The organism is Mesorhizobium sp. M2A.F.Ca.ET.046.03.2.1 (genome assembly GCF_003952425.1).
Lineage (GTDB): Bacteria > Pseudomonadota > Alphaproteobacteria > Rhizobiales > Rhizobiaceae > Mesorhizobium.
This window is the reverse complement of record NZ_CP034449.1, coordinates 5,364,324-5,383,788: the sequence shown is the minus strand read 5'-3', so window position 1 is coordinate 5,383,788 and position 19,465 is coordinate 5,364,324. Positions and strand designations below refer to the sequence as shown.

At 64.7% G+C, this 19,465-nt stretch carries 16 protein-coding genes and 1 pseudogene; 6 read left to right on the top strand and 11 right to left on the bottom strand.

Features of this window, described 5'->3' with window-relative positions; all coding sequences use genetic code 11:
- The first annotated feature begins 5 nt into the window (after positions 1-5).
- The 5 genes and pseudogenes from EJ072_RS25650 (at position 6) to EJ072_RS25630 (ending at position 5,109) form a co-directional block, all read left to right on the top strand.
- Complete coding sequence (locus EJ072_RS25650; protein ID WP_126081861.1) at positions 6-1,064, top strand: substrate-binding domain-containing protein; 1,059 nt, start codon at positions 6-8, stop codon at positions 1,062-1,064.
- Positions 1,065-1,127: 63 nt separating this feature from the next.
- Positions 1,128-2,128: pseudogene (locus EJ072_RS25645) on the top strand (substrate-binding domain-containing protein).
- 43 nt (positions 2,129-2,171) lie between these two features.
- Positions 2,172-3,143: an ABC transporter permease gene (locus EJ072_RS25640; protein ID WP_126081860.1), complete on the top strand. Its 972-nt coding sequence runs from the start codon at positions 2,172-2,174 to the stop codon at positions 3,141-3,143.
- A gap of 13 nt (positions 3,144-3,156) precedes the next feature.
- Positions 3,157-4,356 (top strand): alanine racemase, encoded by a 1,200-nt coding sequence (locus EJ072_RS25635; protein ID WP_126081859.1) that lies wholly within the window; start codon positions 3,157-3,159, stop codon positions 4,354-4,356.
- 9 nt (positions 4,357-4,365) lie between these two features.
- Positions 4,366-5,109 (top strand): ATP-binding cassette domain-containing protein, encoded by a 744-nt coding sequence (locus tag EJ072_RS25630; RefSeq protein ID WP_126081858.1) that lies wholly within the window; start codon positions 4,366-4,368, stop codon positions 5,107-5,109.
- A 20-nt stretch (positions 5,110-5,129) separates the two neighbouring features.
- Here EJ072_RS25630 and otsB read toward each other — a convergent pair whose 3' ends face one another.
- The 10 genes from otsB to EJ072_RS25580 form a co-directional block, all read right to left on the bottom strand.
- A complete protein-coding gene (otsB, locus tag EJ072_RS25625) occupies positions 5,130-5,912 on the bottom strand; it encodes a trehalose-phosphatase (RefSeq protein WP_126081857.1) in 783 nt (260 codons plus the stop codon).
- A complete protein-coding gene (locus tag EJ072_RS25620) occupies positions 5,909-7,702 on the bottom strand; it encodes a trehalose-6-phosphate synthase (RefSeq protein WP_126081856.1) in 1,794 nt (597 codons plus the stop codon). The genes otsB and EJ072_RS25620 overlap by 4 nt, the downstream gene beginning before the upstream one ends.
- Positions 7,703-7,850: 148 nt before the next feature.
- The gene (locus EJ072_RS25615; protein ID WP_126081855.1) at positions 7,851-10,013 is read right to left on the bottom strand and encodes an amylo-alpha-1,6-glucosidase; all 2,163 of its coding nucleotides are present in this window, start codon (positions 10,011-10,013) and stop codon (positions 7,851-7,853) included.
- Positions 10,014-10,165: 152 nt separating this feature from the next.
- Complete coding sequence (locus tag EJ072_RS25610) at positions 10,166-11,224, bottom strand: glycosyltransferase family 4 protein (protein ID WP_126081854.1); 1,059 nt, start codon at positions 11,222-11,224, stop codon at positions 10,166-10,168.
- Positions 11,225-11,463: 239 nt separating this feature from the next.
- A complete protein-coding gene (locus EJ072_RS25605; protein WP_189343373.1) occupies positions 11,464-12,780 on the bottom strand; it encodes a sorbosone dehydrogenase family protein in 1,317 nt (438 codons plus the stop codon).
- A 16-nt stretch (positions 12,781-12,796) separates the two neighbouring features.
- Positions 12,797-13,249: a DUF2231 domain-containing protein gene (locus EJ072_RS25600; RefSeq protein ID WP_126081852.1), complete on the bottom strand. Its 453-nt coding sequence runs from the start codon at positions 13,247-13,249 to the stop codon at positions 12,797-12,799.
- 161 nt (positions 13,250-13,410) lie between these two features.
- On the bottom strand, positions 13,411-14,244 hold the full coding sequence (gene fghA, locus EJ072_RS25595; RefSeq protein ID WP_126081851.1) for an S-formylglutathione hydrolase: 834 nt from the start codon (positions 14,242-14,244) through the stop codon (positions 13,411-13,413).
- 110 nt (positions 14,245-14,354) lie between these two features.
- Positions 14,355-15,503, bottom strand: a complete 1,149-nt coding sequence (locus EJ072_RS25590; RefSeq protein ID WP_126081850.1) for an alpha-hydroxy acid oxidase — start codon at positions 15,501-15,503, stop codon at positions 14,355-14,357.
- 4 nt (positions 15,504-15,507) lie between these two features.
- Positions 15,508-16,599, bottom strand: coding sequence for an isocitrate/isopropylmalate dehydrogenase family protein (locus tag EJ072_RS25585; RefSeq protein WP_126081849.1), 1,092 nt, complete (start codon positions 16,597-16,599; stop codon positions 15,508-15,510).
- A gap of 27 nt (positions 16,600-16,626) precedes the next feature.
- Positions 16,627-17,370, bottom strand: coding sequence for a glucose 1-dehydrogenase (locus EJ072_RS25580; RefSeq protein ID WP_126081848.1), 744 nt, complete (start codon positions 17,368-17,370; stop codon positions 16,627-16,629).
- Positions 17,371-17,512: 142 nt separating this feature from the next.
- Here EJ072_RS25580 and EJ072_RS25575 point away from each other — a divergent pair, with 142 nt between their 5' ends.
- The gene (locus EJ072_RS25575; protein ID WP_126081847.1) at positions 17,513-19,009 is read left to right on the top strand and encodes an aldehyde dehydrogenase family protein; all 1,497 of its coding nucleotides are present in this window, start codon (positions 17,513-17,515) and stop codon (positions 19,007-19,009) included.
- A 138-nt stretch (positions 19,010-19,147) separates the two neighbouring features.
- On the opposite strand, the gene EJ072_RS25570 is transcribed toward EJ072_RS25575, so the two are convergent.
- Positions 19,148-19,435: a GIY-YIG nuclease family protein gene (locus EJ072_RS25570; RefSeq protein WP_126081846.1), complete on the bottom strand. Its 288-nt coding sequence runs from the start codon at positions 19,433-19,435 to the stop codon at positions 19,148-19,150.
- Positions 19,436-19,465: the final 30 nt, after the last annotated feature.

Sequence of the window (19,465 nt, the reverse complement as noted above, 5' to 3'; positions counted from 1 at the left end):
AAAACATGCTGATGAAGAAATGGATTGCCGCATTGGCCGGCGGATTGATGCTCGCCAGCGCCGCCGCTCACGCGCAGACGGTCGGTCCGCAGGGCGAGACCGCCACGCCGAGCTCCAGCCTGACGCTGAGCGATGCCGACATCGCGGCGCTGAAGGACAAGGGCTACAAGGCTGCCCTTCTGTGGCACACCTCTTCCGACTTCACCAATGCTGTGACAGCCGGCGCCACCGACGAGTTCGCCCGCGCCGGCATCTCGATCGCGGTCAAGACCGACGCGCAGTTCGACGCCGCCCGCCAGCGCAGCGACATCGAGACCGCTTTAGCCGCCAAGCCGAACGTTATCCTGGCATTGCCGCTCGACCCGGTCACCTCCGCCGAAGCATTCCGCCAGGCGGTCAAGGACGGCGTCAAGCTGGTGTTCCTGTCGAACCTGCCCAAGGACTACAAGCAAGGCACGGACTATGCCTCGATCGTCACCGACGATCTCTACCAGATGGGCAAGCAGGCGGCCGACGCCATGGCCAAGGCCATCGGTGGCAAGGGCAAGGTCGGCTATATCTTCCACGATGCCAACTATTACGTCACCAACCAGCGCGACCAGTCCTTCAAGAAAACCATCGAGAAGGACTATCCCGACATCAAGATCGTCGCCGAACAGGGCATCTCAGACCCGGCCCGGGCCGAGGAACTGGCCAATGCCATGCTGCTGCAGCATCCCGATCTCGACGGCATCTATGTGACCTGGGCCGAGCCTGCCGACGGCGTGCTTTCGGCGCTGCGCGGCGCCGGCAACACCCACACCAAGATCGTCACGCTGGATCTTGCCGAGCCGGTCGCGCTCGACATGGTCAAGGGCGGCAATGTTGCCGCGCTTGTCGCCGACAAGGCCTATGAGCTCGGCCGCGCCATGGCCGCCTCCGGCATGAAGTCGCTGCTTGCCCAGCAGACACCCGCCTTCGTCGTCGCGCCGGCGCTGACCGTGACCAAGGAGAACGTCTCCCAAGGCTGGAAGGACTCGCTCAACCGCGACGCGCCGCAGTCGGTGCTCGACGCGGCGAAGTGAGCCGACGCTCCGGCTCGGCCTGCCGGGCCGGAGCTGTCTTCCTGAACAAGAAGGGGAACGGATATGCGCAAAGCATTTGGTATCATGACTGTATTGGCGAGCCTGTTCGCCGCCCACGCCTTCGCCGCCGAAGGCGTCACCACCGGGCCGAACGGCGAGAAGCCGGTTCCGGCGGCCTCGCTGACGCTGACGGCGGCGCAGGAGCAGCAGATCAAGGACGGCAAGTTTACCGCGGCCCTCGTCTGGCACGAGATGAGCGAGTACACCAACGCAGTCAACGCCGGGGCGCGCGACGAGTTCAAGCGTCTCGGCATCGAGGTGGTGGCGCAGACTGATGCCGGCTTCGACGCCGCGCGCCAGAAGGCCGATGTCGAGACGGTGATGGCCAAGAAGCCGTCGATCATCCTGTCGCTGCCGGTCGACCCGGCGACCGCGGCCTCTGTCTACGATCCGGCCCGCCAGGCCGGCGTCAAGCTCGGCTTCGTAGACAATAGACCGGCCGGCTACAAGCAGGGCACGGATTACGTCACCATCGTCTCCGACGACCTCTTCCAGATGGGCAACAAGGCCGGCATCGCCCTGGCAGAGGCCCTCGGCAAGAAGGGCAAGGTCGGCTACATAAGCAGGACTATCCCGACATGCAGATCGCCGCCGAGGCCGGCATGGCCGATCCGGCGCGCTCAGAGGACATCGCGCAGGCGATGATCACCCAGCATCCCGACCTCGACGGCATTTATGTCACCTGGTCTGAGCCGGCGCTGAGCGTTCTCTCCGCCCTTCGCGCCGCCGGCAACACGCACACCAAGATCGTCACGCTCGACCTCAACGAACCGGCCGCGCTCGACATGGTCAAAGGTGGTAACATCGCAGCCCTTGTCGCCGACGAGGCCTATTCGATCGGCGTGACGCTGGCGCGAGCCTCCGCAGGCTCGCTGGTCGGCCTGAAGGCCGAGCCATTCTACGCGGTCGATTCCATCGCCGTCACCAAGGACACGGTGAAGGACGGCTGGAAGAAGTCGCTCAACAAGGACCTGCCCGCGACCATCGCGGACGCCATGAAATAGACGGCGTGGCAGGCTGCGAAGCACGCACCATCGGAGATCGAACATGACCAGCGCCAACACCGGCACCGAGATGGGCAGCTTCGCCAGCCGCTTCAATCTGCAGCAATATGTCGTCTATCTCGGCTTCCTGGCGATCTTCCTGTTCTTCGCCTTCATGCTGAGGGACAGCGGCTTCCTCACCGTCCGCAACCTCTCCAACATCGTGCTGCAGACAGCGCCGGTGACGATCATGGCGATCGGCCTCGTCTTCGTCATGTCGGCCGGCGAGATCGACCTTTCGATCGGCTCGATCGTGGCGGTATCGGCGCTCGCCACTGCCGTCACCATCGCCTCCTACGGCATGGCGGCGGGCATCGTCGCCGGCCTGGGCGCCGGAATCCTGATCGGCCTCATCAACGGCGCGCTGGTCGCCTATGTCAGGCTGCCGTCCTTCCTGGTGACGCTGGCGACGATGGGCCTGTTCGCCGGCGTCTCGCGCTCTATGACTGATCTGCGTTCGATATCGGTCACCAACGAGGCCTTCACCGGCTTCTTCGGCTCGGGCTCGCTGCTCGGCGTGCCCTCGCTGATCTGGTGGACGGTGATCGCCATTGCCGTCGGCCACCTCGTCTACCGCGAGACGCGTTTCGGCGCGCATGTGCTGGCGACCGGCGACAACGCCCGCGCTGCAAGCGTTTCGGGCATCAGCGTGCCGAAGATCAGGCTCGCCGTGCTCACCATCAGCGGCGGGCTCGCGGGGCTCGCCGGATTGCTTTACGCCGGCCGCCTGCAGGCGGCGAAATACACGCTCGGCGAGACCGATCTGATGACGGTCATCGCCGCCGTCATCGTCGGCGGCACGCTGCTCAATGGCGGCAAGGGCTCGATCGTCGGCGCTCTCGTTGGCTCGCTGATGATGGGCATGCTGAACAACGGCCTTATCCTGATGGGCCTCTCGGTCTCCGACCAGATGATCGTGCGCGGCCTGATCATTCTCACCGCGGTCGCAGTGTCGCTGCGCGACAAATCCCGCTAAAGGAACCTTTTCCATGTTTCTCGACGTTCTGCGCCGCCGCAACCCCGCCTTCATCGAAGCGGCGATCGGCCTTCACCAGCAGGGCAAGCTGCCGGCCAACGCCTATGTGCTCGATCTCGACGCGGTCGAGCGCAATGCAAAGGTCCTCAAGCAGGAAGCGGATCGGCTCGGTCTGAACATCTTCGCCATGACCAAGCAGGTCGGCCGCTCGAGCTCCTTCTGCAAGGCGGTGATGCGCGGCGGCATCGAACGCGCTGTCGCGGTCGACATGGCCTGCGCGCGCGCCACGCATAAGGCCGGCATGAAGCTCGGCCATCTCGGCCATCTGCAGCAGATCGCGAAATTCGAGGCGGACGCGGCGGCAAGGACCTTCAAGCCGGACTATTGGACCGCCTTCAACGACACCAAGGCCGAGGAAGCAGGCAAAGGCGCCAAGGCGGCCGGCTACGTCCAGGACCTGCTCGCCCGCATCGCGGCCGAAGGTGACATTTTCTACCGCGGCCATGAAGGCGGCTTCGACGCCGGCGAAATTGTCGCCGTCGCCGACCGGCTCGATGCCGTTCCGGGCGGCCGCTTCGCCGGCATCACCACCTTCCCTGCCCTGCTCTTCGACCATGCCGCGCGTAAAGTGCTGCCGACGCCCAATCTGGCGACGCTGAGCAAGGCAGCCGAGGCGCTCGCCAAGGCGGGCCGCAAGGGCGTCGAAATCAACGCGCCGGGCACCACGTCGAGCGTCATGCTGGCCGCGCTGGCTGAAGCCGGCGCCACGCAATGCGAACCCGGCAACGGCCTGCACGGCACCACGGCGCTGCACGTCATGGAAGACCTGCCGGAACTGCCTGCCGTGCTCTATCTCACCGAAGTGTCGCATCTGTCAGGCGGCAAGGCCTACTGCTTCGGCGGCGGCTTCTACATCGACCCGATCTTCCCGGACTATGACGTCAAGGCGATCGTCTCGGCCGAGCCGACCACCGCCACGTCGGCGCTCAGAAGCGTCGAAGTGCCGCCGCCTTCGGCGATCGACTACTACGCCATGATCGACGCCGCCGGCGATAATGCGCCGAGGCCCGGCGACAGCGCCGTCTTCGGCTTCCGCGGCCAGGCCTTCGTCACCCGCGCCTATGTCGTCGGCGTCTCCGGCGTTTCGAAGGGCAAGCCCGTAGTTGAAACGATCGAGAACGGTTTTGGCGAGCCCTATGCCTGGCCCGTCTAGGAGAAAACCATGAATGCGAGCGCCCCCATCCTTCAGCTTCAGGACATCCGCAAGCATTTCGGCGGCCTGACCGCGATCGAGAACTTCTCGCTCGAGGTCTTTCCCGGCGAGATCGTCGCGCTTGTCGGCGACAACGGCGCCGGCAAGTCGACGCTGGTCAAGATCATCTCCGGCGTGCATCCGCCCTCCTCCGGCACGATCACGATCGAGGGCAAGCCGGTGACGATGTCGAACGCGACGATGGGGCGCGCGCATGGCATCGAGGTTGTCTACCAGGATCTCGCTTTGGCCGACCAGCAGACGGTCTATATGAACATGTTCCTCGGCCGCGAGCCGCTGAACCGCTTCGGCCTGCTCGACCGCCGCCGCATGATCGACGAGACGGAAAAACTGGTGAAGGAGCTCGACGTGCGCATCCCTTCCGCGCACGCCACCATCCGCGATCTTTCCGGCGGCCAGCGGCAGGGCGTCGCGATCGCCAGGGCGACGCACTGGGCAAGCAAGCTGATCCTGCTCGACGAGCCGACGGCCGCGCTCGGCGTCGCCGAGACCGCCAGGGTGGAGGCGATCGTTCAGTCGCTCAAGCAGCGCAATGTCGGCATCCTGATCATCAGCCACAGCCTCGATCAGGTGTTCAAGCTGTCGGACCGCATCTGCGTCCTGAGGCGCGGCAAGCAGATCGGCGTGCGCGAGACCAGGAAGACCGACAAGAACGAGATCATCGCGATGATCACGGGCCTGCAGCAGCAGTAGCTGCGGAGCACCTGGCCGGTTTAGGCAACGAGATTGCGGCTGGACGCCTGCGCGGCAGGCTCCGCAAAATTGGCTTCGAGCCAAGCGATGGCGCCAGCCACGTCTTCGATGGCGAAGCGGGCGGCCGTCTCGCCCTGCGGCTTCACGCGGATCGAGATTCCGCCCGCGGCATTGACCGTCTCGAAGCCGTTCTCGTCGGATGTGTCGTCGCCGAGGAACACCGGACGCCGGCCGGTGAAAGGTTCGAGCTGCATGAAGCGGCGGATCGCGGCGCCCTTGGCGGCTTCGAGCGGCATCAGCTCGACGCCGGCATTGCCGGCGATCACGCGGTAGCCCTTGGGCAGGCGCTCAAGCGCTGCCTCGACCAGCTCCGTCGCCCGCGCCAGAAGCTGCGGCGCGGCTCTCGTATGTATGGCGAGCACCGGCCCCTTGCGTTCGACATAGACGGCCTGGCTTGCCAGCTCGAGTTCAATCTCGTCGGCGAGCGCCGCCATATCCGCCGGTTCGTCCGCGGCCTCGATCGGTCCGTCCGGGAGAAGCCTGTGCTCCAGCCCGTAGAGGCCGGCGATCCTGAGCTTCAACGGATCGAACAGATGGTCCACGGCCGCGATCGAGCGGCCGGTGATGAAGGCGAGCGCGCCGTCCAGGCGCGGCTCGATCGTCTGCAGAAGAACCCGCAACTCCTCGCTGACCGAGACGGCGTCGGGATGCGCAGCGTGCTCCAGCAAGGTGCCGTCGATGTCGAGGAAAAGCGCCCACCGTCCCGCGGGAAGCGGCGGGGTAAGGTCTGCCTGGATGTTCATCTAAATCCCACTGCCTGTTTGCGTTCGAACATGGAAACGACATTGTCGCCGGTGGGGCCTGCCGGCCGCTCGTAAAAGGCCGTGACCCGATCCAGGTCGCCGCGCTTCCTCAGCCGCGCCGCGTCGAGCAGCATGCTGCCGGCCCAGCGATAGACATTGTTGTCGCGCACGATGTCGCGCATGCGCCGCATGCGCTCATGCTGCTCGTCCGGCCCCATGGTCAGCGCCTGCAGCATCGCCTCGCTCATCATCGCCGCGTCGTAAGGATTGACGATCAGCGCCTCCAGCAGCTCGCGCGAGGCGCCGGCGAAGGTGCTGAGCAAAAGCACGCCCTGCTCGTCGTCGCGCGACGCGACGAACTCCTTGGCGACCAGGTTCATGCCGTCATGCAGGCTGGTGACAAGGCAGATGTCGGCGGCGCGATAGAGTTCATAGACCGCCGCTTGCGAATGGTGCTCGGCCACCATGACGACCGGCCGGTAGGATTCGCTGCCGAAGCGCTGATTGATCTCCTCCGCGTAGCGCAGGCATTCCTCATGCAGATGCTTGTAGGCCGGCAGCGTGCCGCGGCTCGGCGCCGCGATCTGCAGGAATGCAACATTGCCTACCATTTCGGGATGGCGAATAAACAGCTCCTCCAGTGCATGGAAGCGATCGAGAATACCCTTGGTGTAGTCGAGCCGCTCGACGCCGACGCACAGCTTGGCGCCGGCTGGAATTCTGAACCGCTTGCGGACGCGCGCCCGGCTTTCCTCGACGCTGGGCAGGGCTTTCAGGAGCTCGACCGGCCATTCGATCGAAATCGGATAGGAATGCACCAGCGTCACCTGGCCGCCATAGGAAATGGCGGCATCGGCTCGCTCGATGCGGCTTTCCATGAAGCGGTCGACGCTCTCGGTGAAATTGTTGGCGTGGAACTGGGTGTGGAAGCCCACGATCGAACTGCCGAGCAGGCCGTCCAGGATGCGTTCGCGCCAGGGGCAGATGCTGAACACCTCCGAGTTCGGCCAGGGAATGTGCCAGAAGGTGATGACGATCGCCTCCGGCAACCGCTCGCGGATCATGCGGGGCAAAAGCGCGAAGTGATAGTCCTGGACCAGCACGATCGGCCGCTCGTTGCGCGCCTCGGCAACCACCGTTTCGGCGAATTTGCGGTTGACGGCTTCATAGGCTTCCCAGTCCGACTCGCGAAAAATCGGCCGCGTGAAGGCGATATGGCAGAGCGGCCACAGGCCTTCATTGGCGAAGCCGAGATAGTAGCCCTGATATTCGTCGTCGCTCAGCCATACCCGCCGCAGCGTATAGGACGGATTACCGGGCGGGACCTGAACCCGGTCGCCCTTGTCGACCATCCGGCGATCTGCGCTGCCGCCGCCATAGGCGATCCAGGTGCCGGCGCAGGCGCGCGTGATCGGCTCCAGCGCCGAGACCAGACCGCTTGCTGGGACAACGAGCTCGACGCCGCCGTCTCTGGTCTCGTTGTGGATATACGGTTCGCGATTGGAGACGACGATCACCTGCGCTTCCGGCAATTCGTCGGCAAGGATCTTGCGCAGGGTATCGGGCGACCACGAGACCAGAGCCGCATCGACCGACTGCCCGTTCTTCTCGAATTCGCGCAGCACCTTGCGCGCGGCTTCGGTGGCGGAGTCGTCACCGGAACCCGGCACGGCCGATGCAATCGGGTTATTGCGACGGTGTCGGGAGATCGAAATGATGATCGCTAATGCGGACAATCCGAGGCTTGCGAGAATGAGGACCAGTAGCAGGTCGGCGCCGTATTGTGTCATTGAAATGCCAGGTTGCCTCCGGCCGTCCGTTCATTGTTTTCGTTCGTGCCGGCCGCGGACGGGCAGACCGGCTTAGGTCTGCAACGCATGAACCAGCGATCAGTTCCGACACTTTTCGATTGTTGGACGCGGGGTTGCGGTGCTTTATTTACGTGCGCACTATGAGCGGTACCTGACCTTCATGCCGGTCAGGCAAGAAGGCCGCAACGCGGTCGCCGACCCTTTGGAAGGTGAGGTCGACCGCTTTGTCGCCGACCGTCAGATGCCGGAGCGTGAGCGTGTCGATGCCGATCGGGAGCCTAGGCCGCGTGACATGCAATTCGCCCTCCCAGCCATCGATTTCGAGCCCAAGGCACGCCTGCATCAACATGAAGGTGGAACCGGCCGACCAAGCCTGTGGCAGGCAGGCCACGGGATAGGCGATGGGCGCCTCACCCGGAGCCCTGGCGAAGCCGCAGAACAGTTCCGGCAGCCGCATGTTGAAATGCACGGCGGACTCGAACGTGCCGCTCATCAGCCGCACCACGCTGTCGCGTTCGCCGTAACGGGCGAGACCTACGCCGCAAAGTGCTGTGTCATGCGGCCAGATCGAGCCGTTGTGGTAGGACATCGGGTTGAAGAATACCGCGTCGTCGGCAAGCGTCCTCAGCCCCCAGCCGGAATGGAAGGACGCCGACAGCAATTGGTCGGCGACCAGCCTGGCCCGCTCCGGTTGCGGCAGCCCGACGAACAGCAGGTGCCCGGCATTCGACGTTCGGACCTTGCAGGGCTGGCCCTCGCCATCAATGGCCAGGGCGTAGAAATTCATGTCGTCCTGCCAGAAATCGCGTTCCACGGCGACTCGCATTTCCTCGGCGCGGTTCTCCCAGTGCTCGGCATCGGCGAATTCGCCGCGGCGGCGCGCCAGCGCCGCCAGGCCCCGGAAGGCGGCGAAGACGTAGCCCTGTACCTCGACGAGCGCGATCGGCCCTTTTGGAATGCGGCCGTCGGCATGGAAGACCGAATCGAAACTGTCCTTCCAGCCCTGGTTGGCGAGACCCGACTCGGCGGCGCGCTGATAGGTGACGAAGCCGGTGGCGCGGCTCGCCTCCTCCGTCCATTCGGCGGCGGCCTTGAGCGAAGGCCACAATTTGTCGATGAAGGCCATGTCGCCGGTGCGGTCGGCATAGGCGGAAGCCAGATGGATATAAAGCGGCGTGGTGTCGACACCGCCATAGTAGCGCCCGAAAGGAAGCTCGCGCAGCGCCGCCATCTCGCCCTTGCGCGTCTCATGCATGATCTTGCCCGGCTGGGAATCCGAGAAGGGCGAGGTTTCGGTCGCCTGGTGCTCGGCCAGAAATGCCAGAACACCGCGCGCCAGGCCCGGATTGAGCCAAAGCATCTGCAGGCTCGAGATCACCCCGTCGCGGCCGAACGCCGTCGAGAACCACGGGATGCCGGCATAGGGATAAGGCCCCGTCGGCAGCTCAGTGGTGAGCAGCGCTACGTCGGCGCGGGCACGCTCGACCCAGTCGTTGAAGACGCGGCCCGAACTGTGCACCGTTGCGCCATGACGCCGCTTGGCACGCATGCCGAAGCGGGCCCGTGCCGCCGCGGCGCGGAAACGGTCGCGACTGGGAGCCTCGGATACTTCCGGTCCGACTTCGACATAAAGCACTTTCTGGCTGCGCTTGGTCACCGCGATCAGGAAGTCGGCGCGGTTGTCGCTTAATTTGTCGGGGGCCTGCGAAAAGGAGATCGCCGATAGCCGTGGGAGCCCGTCGAGGCCGTCATAGCCGAGCATGACGGACTCCTTTTCGGTCTTGGCGACATGTGTCGTGCCGCGCTTCACCCGCGTCGAGCCGCGCACCTCGAACATGTCGCGGAAGTCTGCGGCGAAATGCAGCGAGACGGTGATGGTCGAATGCTCGCGGCTGTAGTTGGACAGCGTGATGCGCTCGAACAACCGGTCCTGCCAGATCAGCCTGACCCGTTCGATATGGATCGCGCCCTGCGGGATGTCACGGCCGGCGGCGCTTTGGATCGGCAGGTTGGTCAGGTTGGACGTGAACAGCACATTGTCCTGGCTGAGCGAAGCGCCGAGCAGCGACATCTGCCTGCCGCCGATGGTCAGCCGGAATTCGGAAAGCACGCGCGTGTCGTCGCGGAAGAACCCGTCGCCCGAGCCCCTGATGTCGCCATAGGCGTCGGCGACAGCGAAGCAGTCGCCCTGCTTGAGGGCGAAAAGCCGGTGCGGTTCCCGCGGCGCGGTCTCGTCGAGTGAAGAAAGGGCTACGGCAGGATCGAGCTTGCGCTCGTCGAGCTCCATCATTCGTCACCTCTTCGTTTGCCCCGCCCTAGAGCATGATGCCGAAAAGTGTGAAGCGGCTTTCGGACGACATTATGCTCTATCTCTTTGATTTAGAGCCGGATTGAGATTTCAGGCCGAACAGACCTGAAATCATCCGGCTCAAGGGATGAAGGTCAGGAGGCCTTGGCCTCCGGCATGCCGGTCAGACGCATATAGGCAGCAAGATAGTCGCTTGCCATTCTTGTCGCCGAGAACCTTTTCTCGAACACCGCCCTCACCTGCCGCCGGTCGAGATCGAGAAGCGCCGGCATTGACGCGACCGCGGCGTCGACGCTGTCCACGACGAAGCCGGTGATGCCGTCGTCGACGATCTCCGGCAAGGCGCCTTGGTTCCAGGCGATCACCGGCGTGCCGCAGGCCATTGCCTCGATTGCGACGAGGCCGAACGGCTCCGGCCAGTCGATGGGAAACAGCAGGCCCGCCGCGTTGCCGAGAAATTCGGCCTTCTCGTCCTCGGTGATCTCGCCGACATAGTCGATCCGGTCGCCATCGATCAGCGCCTCGATATTGGCGCGGAAGTAGGCGCGGTCGTCGTCGCCGATCTTGGCCGCCAGCTTCAACCTCAACCCGGACCGTCGCGCGATCTCGATGGCGCGGTCCGGCCGTTTGTCGCGCGACAGGCGCCCGAGGAAGGCGAGATATGGTTCTTCCGCCCGCGGCTCATAGGTCGGTTGGTAGGCATCGAGCGGCAATCCGTGATGGATCGTGGCGAGCCAGTTCGCGTCGGGCAGACCGCGCTTCTGGCTGTGCGAAATCGAAATCATCGGGAAACGCGGGAAGCGCTTATAGGCCGGCGCCAGGTCGACATAGTCGAGCCGGCCATGCGGCGTCGTCACCGTTCGCCCCGCAATGTTCTCGAAGAACGGAAAATGCAGGAAGTGGCTGAGATGGAAATGGATGACGTCGAACTCGCCGGCGCGCGCGCGCACATCGGCGAGCATGGCGAGATGCGCGGCGATCTCCGATTTCTTCGGGCGCGGGTCGAGGCGTATCGCCTGGTCACGCGCGGGCACCAGCCTGGCCGACGTCTCGCTGTCGCCACTCGCGAACAGCGTGACATCGTGGCCGAGCTCGACCAGCGCTTCGGTGATGTAGAAGACGATCCGCTCGGTCCCGCCATAGAGTTTCGGCGGCACCGATTCATAGAGCGGCGCGACATGGGCAATGCGCATCGGATCCCTCGGCTGTTGACGCGAAGCAAAATGCGTCAGCCGCCAGATCGTTCCTGCCCAATTGGTCGAGGTGCGTTAGCCGCCGATTTTGCCGCGCCGCGCTTTGCCCAGGGTCTCCGCGCCAGAAGCCACAGTCTCCTGCGCGGGATACCACTGTTTCCAGCCGGATTATCGCGTCTCTACGACATCCGTTCAATTGATCGGCCAGGCCGGGCGGCAGTGTCGAAGGATGCCTTCCCTCACGTCGATCCTGGCGCCGCCGCGGTGACACGCCACACCGTGTTGCCGACATCGTCGGCAATCAGCAGCGCGCCGGATTTATCGACGGCAACGCCGACCGGACGGCCCCTTGCCTCGCCCTTGTCGTTGAGGAAGCCGGTGACGACGTCCTGCGCCATGCCGTTCGGATGCCCGCCGCTGAACGGCACGAAGACCACCTTGTAGCCATTGAACTGGGAGCGGTCCCAGCTGCCGTGCTCGCCGACAAAGGCGCCGCCGCGATAGGATTGCGGCAGGTTGCTTGCGGTATAGAACGCAAGCCCGAGCGGCGCGACATGCGAGCTGAGCGCGTAGTCCGGCGGGATGGCCTTGGCCACCATGTCCGGCCGCTGCGGCATCACGCGCGGATCGACATGCTGGCCGTAGTAGCTGTAGGGCCAGCCATAGAAGGCGCCGTCCTTCACCGACGTCATATAGTCCGGCACGAGGTTCGGGCCGAGCTCGTCGCGCTCGTTGACCACCGTCCACAGCGCCTTGCTCTCAGGCTCGAACGACAGGCCGTTAGGATTACGCAGCCCGCTGGCGAAGATGCGCGAGCGGCCGGTGACGCGATCGACCTCCCAGATCGCGGCGCGATCTTTTTCGGCTTGGATGCCGTTCTCGGTGATGTTGCTGTTCGAGCCGACGCCGACATAGAGCAATGAGCCGTCCGGGCTCGCCACCAGGCTCTTCGTCCAGTGGTGATCGATCGGCCCGCCCGGCAGTTCCGTCAGCACCTTGCCCGGCGCCGTGATCTTCGTATCGCCCGGCAGGTATGGATAGCGCATGATCGCGTCGGTGTTGGCGACATAGAGGTCGTTGCCGACCAGCGCCACGCCGAAGGGCGAGTTGAGATGGTCGAGGAACACGCCCTGGTAATCCGGCTTGCCGTCGCCATTGGTGTCGCGCAGCAGCGTGATGCGGTTGCTCGGCCCGGTATCGCCGCCGGAGGTGACCCAGCTCTCGACCCAGCCCATAACGATGTCCTTGGGCCGCTTGACCGATGCTTCATCCGGTGCCTTGGACTCCACCACCAGTATGTCCCGATTGGGCAGCACGTAAAGCGAGCGCGGATGCTGAAGTCCCTTGGCCAGCGCCGCGATTTGCAGGCCCTGCGCGACGGCCGGCTTTTCATCATTTTTCCAGCCGACCACCGAGGCCAGATGCATTGGCGGGAACAGGTATTGATTTATCTCCGGCAGTTTCGGGTTCGGGCCGATCTGCGCGTTCGGATCGGTGTTGTCGTCGCTGCAGCCGGCAACGCCCAGCGCCGTTGCGCAACAGAGCGCGGCGACCATCCATTTGATGGGGCCGTCAAATCGTCTCATCGGCCACTCCTACGTGATGGCGATAGACCAGCGCCCAGCCGAGCCAGCCCGTGAAGATCAGGATGATCACCACCAGCGCCGACAAGATCAGCCCGGCCGGCACGACGGATGTCCAGGCATCGCGCGTGTGGATGAGCATGTTGAAGAAGGACAGCACCAGCACGACCAGGTTGCCGGCCATATGCAGCCATGCCGTCGGCTGGGCGCGTATCCTGCGGCTGCCAAGAAAGTCGGTAAGCCCCGCTATGGCAGCCAGGATGCCGACGATGACACCGACGGTTACAAGCCAGGTTGAGAAGTAGGCCCAGGTCATTTCGGCCGTCCGCCAATAGGCGATATCCGTGAGCAAGGTCCCGACGAAACAGGCGATCGGGATGGTGACGAGCATGGGATGGATGGGATGGCCGGCTATGCTTGCCGTGGATCGCGGATTGTCCATGCGCAAGCTCCTTTCCGCGCTGCTGCTGGCTTAACAGCGCGAAAAGCGGAATGTTCCGCCGGAAAGACGCGCGCTCACCGGAAGGTGAACGCCGATATCCCTTCAGTCAGGCTGACCCGGAATAGACCGTTCGATTGCGGCGGGCGCGCATTCCGCAAATGTCACTTGAGGCGGCTGGCATGCCACTTCAGATGGTCGTCCATGAAGGTCGAGATGAAATTGTAGGAATGGTCGTAGTCTTCCTGCATGCGCAGGGTGAGGTCGATGCCTGCCTTCTTGCAGGCTTCTCCCAGCAGCCATGGGCGAAGGCCATCCTGCAGGAAACCATCCGCCGTGCCCTGATCGACGAGGATTTCCGGGAAGCGCTTGCCGTTCTCGATCAGCAGCGTCGCATCATAGGCGCGCCAGCTCTTTTCGTCCGTTCCGAGATACTTCTCGAAAGCGGGGCGCGACCAGCCGGCCGTCGAGGGCTGCACGATCGGCGCGAAGGCCGAGCAGCTCCGATAGCGCTCCGGGTTCTTCAGCGCGATCGTCAGTGCGCCATGCCCGCCCATCGAATGGCCGAAAATGCCTTGGCGCGAGATGTCGACCGGAAAATTGGCGGCGACCAGCGCAGGCAATTCCTCGGTGATGTAGGAGTACATCCGGTAGTTCTTCGCATAAGGCTGCTCGGTCGCGTCGAGATAGAAACCGGCGCCGCAGCCGAACTGCCAATTGTCCTTCTCGTCTGGAACGTCGGTGCCGCGCGGGCTGGTGTCGGGACACACGATGACGAGCCCGAGTTCGGATGCCAGGCGACGGTACTCGCCCTTGTCCATGACGTTGGCATGGGTGCAGGTCAGGCCCGACAGATACCAGAGGACCGGAAGCCGCCCGTCCTTGGCCTCGGGCGGCACGAACACCGCAAAGGTCATGTCGCAGGCGCAGACCTCCGAAGCATGCGAATAGACGCCCTGGATGCCGCCATGCGATTTGGAGGTGGAAACGACCTTCATCGGTTGCCTCTCGTTGGGAAATCCTGGCCCGGCATAACCGCCGGCCATGATCGGCGCAACCTGGCGCCCTCGGCAAACCACAGGTGTGGCGCGACCAAGGTTTCGTTCGGTTAGCCCGCCGGCGCAATCAGGTCTGGGCCGACTTGCTGAAAACCGGGCACCCCGGAAAGCTTCAGGCCGGTGGCGATTTCCTCGAGCAAGATATCCAGCACACGCTCGACCCCGGCCCGTCCTGCCACCGCGCCGATCAGGGCGGCGCGGCCGATGGCCGAGGCGGCCGAGCCGCGCGCTTTCGCCTTGATGACGTCCATGCCCGTGCGGATACCAGAATCGATCAGGATCGGAGCTCGGTCGCCAACGGCCGCATGCACGGCTCCGATGGCGTCGATGCTCGCGACCGCGCCGTCGAGCTGGCGGCCACCGTGATTGGACACCCAGATCCCGTCCGCGCCTTCCGCGATCAATCTCACGGCATCGTCCGGGTGCAGGACGCCCTTGACGATCAGCGGGCCCTTCCACCAGTCGCGGATCGTGCGGAAATCGTCCCAGTCGAAACCCGCGTGGAGATTGCAGCCGACGCGCGCCGCGATCGTCAGCCCCGCGCTGGTGTCACCGAGGTAACCGCGGACATTCGCGAACTGAGGCAGGCCGCCGCGAAGCAGGCGAAACGACCAGCCCGGATGCGCGATCCCTTCGATCACGTGCCGCAGGGAGGGCCTGAGCGGAATCGAAATCCCGTTCCTCAGATCCTTCTCGCGCTTGCCGCCCGTCTGCAGGTCGACAGTGACGACCAGCGCCGAATAGCCGAACTCTTCAGCCTGCCGCACCAGCCGGCGATTGAAATCGAAACCCTTCAGCACGTAGAGCTGGAACCAGAGCGGGCCCTGGACCGCCCTTGCCATCCGCTCGATGCCGGTCGTCGCCATGGTCGACAGCGTGTAGGGAATGCCGCGCGCCGCGGCCGCTGAAGCAATGGCGATGTCAGCGCCGGGGCGCACCAGCGCGCAGGACCCCATCGGGCTGATCACCAGCGGCGTCGGATAGGTCCTCGACCACAAGGTGGTGGTGAGGTCGGGCCGGGATACGTCGGTCAGAACACGCGGCAGCAGGCGGATGCGTTCGAAGCCGGCGCGGTTTTCGCGCAGGGTCAGCTCCTGGCCCGCCCCGCCATCGACGAACTCGAAGACCGATTTCGGCAGCCGGCGACGCGCCAGCTGGCGGAAATCCTCCACCGATACGCAACGATCGAGCCGCCCCATCTCCTTAGGCCGCGAGCCGGTCGCACACGTTCCCGGTGATTTCGGCGGTCGATGACTTTCCCTTCAGATCTGCGCTGAGCAGCCCGCCCGCCAGGCACGTTTCCGTCACGCTGCGGATCTGTTTAGCGGCCCGCAGCAGCCTTTCATCGCCATGTCCGCGCCCAAGCCAGTCGAGCATGGCCGCTGCCGACAGGATCGTCCCGTAGGGAATGGCGATGCCCTTGCCGGCAATGTCGGGTGCGGAGCCGTGCGCCGCCTGGAAGAAGCCGTTCTTGTCGCCGACCTCGGCCGACGGCGCCATGCCCATTCCGCCGACCGTCGCCGCGGCAAGGTCGGAGAGGATGTCGCCGAACATGTTCTCGCTGACGATGACGTTGAAATGGCCGGGCTTCAGCACGAGATGCATGGCCATGGCGTCTACCAGCGCATGTTCCGTCTCGATGTCGGGATACTCCTTCGCCACCTCGTCAAAGACCAAACGGAAGAAGGCGTAGCTGCGCAGCACATTCGCCTTGTCGCAGCAGGTCACCCGGCGAACGCCGTCGCGCGGCGCGCCGTTCGACTGGCGCGCCAGCTCGAAGGCCTTGCGCACGATGCGCTCGATACCGGCGCGCGTCTGCACGAGCGTGTCGACCGCCACTTGGCCGCGCAGCAACGCCCCTGCCCCGCGCGCGGCGTAAAGCCCTTCGCTGTTCTCGCGCAGGATGACGTAGTCGATGTCGCCGGCCTTCACCCCGGCGAGCGGGCTCGTCACCCCTTCGAAGAGCCTGATCGGGCGGATATTGGCGTAGAGATCGAGCTCGAAACGAAGTCTCAGCGTGAAGTCGAGGCCGGCTTCCGTGCCGTCCGGATAGACCACGCCGGGCAGGCCGCCGGCGCCGTGCAGGATCGCGTCAGCCGCCCGGCACGCCGCGAAGGTTGGCTGGGGAAAGCTCTGCCCCGTCTTCAGGAAATGCTCCGCGCCAGCCGGATATTCGGTGAAACGCAAGGGGCAGTCCGGCCCGAGTGCCGCATTCACCACCTCGACGGCCGCGGCGCACACCTCGGGGCCGATGCAGTCGCCATGCACGACCGCGATCTGGTAGACATCCTTCATCGCCAATCCCTCAGGAACCGCAAATATTCAGATGCATTTGCCGCCGTCGACATTCAGGTCGACGCCGGTGATCATGCTGGCTTCGTCGGAGCACAGGAACGCCGCGGCGTTGCCCATGTCCTGCGGCGTCGACAGCCGGCCGATCGGGATGGTGGCGACGACGCGGGCGCGGTTTTCCTCGCCGGAGCCGATGAAGGTGGACAGAAGCGGCGTATCGCCGGCGACCGGGTTGATCGCGTTGACGCGGATACCGAACGGCGCGAGTTCCACCGCCATGGCGCGGGTAGCGGCGATCGCCCAGCCCTTGGAAGCGTTGTACCAGGTGAGGTTCGGACGCGGCGAGACGCCGCCGGTCGAAGCGACGTTGAGGATGGCGCCGGACTTGATTGATTTGAAATGCGGCACCACGGCGCGGGCGCCGTTGTAGATCGAGCGCATGTTGACGTTGGCGATGCGGTCGAACAGGCCTTCGGCCATCGTCTCAAGCGGCAATGGCGGCTGCGCCACGCCGGCGTTATTGACGAGTATGTCGAGCCCGCCGAAGGCCGAGAGCGCCAGGTCGGCGGCCGCCGTAAAACTCTCCAGCGTCGAGACGTCGCCCGTGATTGGCCGCACCTTGTCGCCGGCTTCGCCAGCAACGCGCGAAGCCGCGGCTTCGTCGCGATCCATCAGCACGAAAGACGCGCCTTCCTCGACGAATTTTTTGACGATGCCTTCGCCAAACCCCGACCCGCCACCGGTGACGATGGCGACCTTGCCAGCAAGTCTCATATCTGTTCCTCCGTTGCCGGCACCATCGGGGAAGACGCGCGCGTTGCACAGTCCGATTATCTGAACGCCCTTTTAGCTTTCCTTGTTTGAGGTCGCCCGAAGCGGGAGTAATAGTCGCCTCGGAATTCGTGAGGAGGAGACGATGACGCTGAACTTCGACCCGAGGGCGAAGGCCACCACGCTCTACCATGGCGAATTCCGGCCGATGTTCATCGGCGGCAAGTGGGTCGCGGCGCAGTCCGGCGAGGTGATGCAGGCGCTAAACCCGGCGACCGGCGAGGTGCTGGCGACGGTGCCGCGCGGCGGAGCCGCGGATATCGACGCGGCGGTGGCCGCCGCGCGGGCCGCCTTCGAAGGCCCTTGGTCGAAATTCTCGCCCTACGAGCGGCAATGCGTGCTGCTCAGGATCGCCGACCTCTTCGAAAAACATTGGGAAGAGCTCAGCGTCTCGGACACGCTCGACATGGGGCTGCCGATCACCCGCACGCTGGCCAACCGCCGCCGGGTCATCGGCATGCTGCGCTTCTATGGCGGCATGGCGACCGCGCTGCATGGCGAGGCGATCGACAATTCGATCCCCGGCGAGATCGTCACCTTCACCCGGCGCGAGCCGGTCGGCGTCGTCAGCGCGATCATCCCCTGGAATGCCCCGACCGCCGCCTCGATCTGGAAGATCGCGCCGGCTCTCGCCACCGGCTGCACCATCGTGCTGAAGCCGTCTGAGGATGCGTCGCTGACGCCGCTCCTGATCGCGAAGCTGATGCAGGAAGCCGGCGTGCCCGACGGCGTCGTCAACATCGTCACCGGAACGGGCGCCGAGGCCGGCGCGCGGCTGGCCGAGCACCCGGACGTCAACAAGATCGTCTTCACCGGCTCGACGCTGACCGGCCAGGCGATCGCCCGCGCCGGCGTCACCAACCTCAAGCGCGTTTCGCTGGAGCTCGGCGGCAAGTCGCCGATCATCGTCTGCCGCGACGCCGATATCGACAAGGCCGTGCCGGTCGCGGCAATGGCGGTGTTCGTGCATTCCGGCCAGATCTGCATTGCCGGCTCACGCCTGTTCGTGGCGCGCGAGATCCACGACGAGTTCGTGCGCCGGGTCGCGGAGTTCGCCGGCAAGCTGCGCATCGGCCACGGCATCGAGGCTGAGACCGAGATCGGGCCGCTGATCAACGCAAGGCAGGCCGGCAAGGTCGAAGGCTACATCAAGGCCGGCAGCGACGAAGGCGCCAGGCTGGTCGCCGGCGGGTCGCGGCTGACGGGCGAGCTCTATGACGGCGGCAACTTCATCGCGCCGACCGTCTTCGGCGCGGTGTCCGACAAGATGACGATCGCACGGGAAGAGATCTTCGGTCCGGTCATTTCGGCCATGCCCTTCGACACGCTGGACGAGGCCGTTGCGCGCGCCAACGCGACGCCTTACGGCCTGGCGGCCGGCATCTTCACCACCAACCTCGGCACCGCGCACAAGCTCGCCCGCCGCGTCAAGGCCGGCTCGGTCTGGGTCAACATGTACCACGCCATCGATCCGGCCGTGCCGTTCGGCGGCATGAAGATGTCCGGCTACGGCCGCGAAGGCGGCATCGAGCACCTGCACGAATATCTGGAGACGAAGGCGGTCTGGATCCAGACAGATTGATATTCAGGTGAGGCCGGCCTGCGAAAGGCGGGTACGCAAATGCCTTCGTCATCCTAGGGCGAAGCAAGGAGCGAAGCGACGCGCGCAGACCCTAGGATCCATGCCTGAACTTGCGAGCGCTGCTGGGGTGAGGAATAGTCACCAGCCGATCCCGAGAAATAGCTCGGACCAAGTCGGATTGGTCTTCTCGATCAGTTCGACCTTCCATTGCCTTTGCCAGCGTTTCAGCGATTTCTCGCGCTGAATGGCGTCGGCGATATCGAAAAACTCCTCGTACCAGACCAAACGCTGTACGTTGTAGCGGCTGGTGAAGCGTGAACCCTGGCCAGTTTTGTGCTCTGGAATTCGGCGAGCGAGGTCATTGGTGACACCGATGTAGATCGTGCCGCCTTTCTGGCTCGCGGTCATGTAGACGTATCCGGTCATGTGGAGGATCCTAATCGGTGCTGCTGTCAA

What these genes read in the sequence shown, in the direction of transcription:
- EJ072_RS25590 (WP_126081850.1), bottom strand. Translation starts at nt 15,503, where the DNA reads ATGGGGCGGCTCGATCGTTGCGTATCGGTGGAGGATTTCCGCCAGCTG.
- otsB (WP_126081857.1), bottom strand. Translation starts at nt 5,912, where the DNA reads ATGAACATCCAGGCAGACCTTACCCCGCCGCTTCCCGCGGGACGGTGG.
- EJ072_RS25630 (WP_126081858.1), top strand. Translation starts at nt 4,366, where the DNA reads ATGAATGCGAGCGCCCCCATCCTTCAGCTTCAGGACATCCGCAAGCAT.
- EJ072_RS25600 (WP_126081852.1), bottom strand. Translation starts at nt 13,249, where the DNA reads ATGGACAATCCGCGATCCACGGCAAGCATAGCCGGCCATCCCATCCAT.
- EJ072_RS25635 (WP_126081859.1), top strand. Translation starts at nt 3,157, where the DNA reads ATGTTTCTCGACGTTCTGCGCCGCCGCAACCCCGCCTTCATCGAAGCG.
- EJ072_RS25620 (WP_126081856.1), bottom strand. Translation starts at nt 7,702, where the DNA reads ATGACACAATACGGCGCCGACCTGCTACTGGTCCTCATTCTCGCAAGC.
- EJ072_RS25615 (WP_126081855.1), bottom strand. Translation starts at nt 10,013, where the DNA reads ATGATGGAGCTCGACGAGCGCAAGCTCGATCCTGCCGTAGCCCTTTCT.
- fghA (WP_126081851.1), bottom strand. Translation starts at nt 14,244, where the DNA reads ATGAAGGTCGTTTCCACCTCCAAATCGCATGGCGGCATCCAGGGCGTC.
- EJ072_RS25580 (WP_126081848.1), bottom strand. Translation starts at nt 17,370, where the DNA reads ATGAGACTTGCTGGCAAGGTCGCCATCGTCACCGGTGGCGGGTCGGGG.
- EJ072_RS25575 (WP_126081847.1), top strand. Translation starts at nt 17,513, where the DNA reads ATGACGCTGAACTTCGACCCGAGGGCGAAGGCCACCACGCTCTACCAT.
- EJ072_RS25605 (WP_189343373.1), bottom strand. Translation starts at nt 12,780, where the DNA reads ATGGTCGCCGCGCTCTGTTGCGCAACGGCGCTGGGCGTTGCCGGCTGC.
- EJ072_RS25610 (WP_126081854.1), bottom strand. Translation starts at nt 11,224, where the DNA reads ATGCGCATTGCCCATGTCGCGCCGCTCTATGAATCGGTGCCGCCGAAA.
- EJ072_RS25640 (WP_126081860.1), top strand. Translation starts at nt 2,172, where the DNA reads ATGACCAGCGCCAACACCGGCACCGAGATGGGCAGCTTCGCCAGCCGC.
- EJ072_RS25585 (WP_126081849.1), bottom strand. Translation starts at nt 16,599, where the DNA reads ATGAAGGATGTCTACCAGATCGCGGTCGTGCATGGCGACTGCATCGGC.
- EJ072_RS25650 (WP_126081861.1), top strand. Translation starts at nt 6, where the DNA reads ATGCTGATGAAGAAATGGATTGCCGCATTGGCCGGCGGATTGATGCTC.
- EJ072_RS25570 (WP_126081846.1), bottom strand. Translation starts at nt 19,435, where the DNA reads ATGACCGGATACGTCTACATGACCGCGAGCCAGAAAGGCGGCACGATC.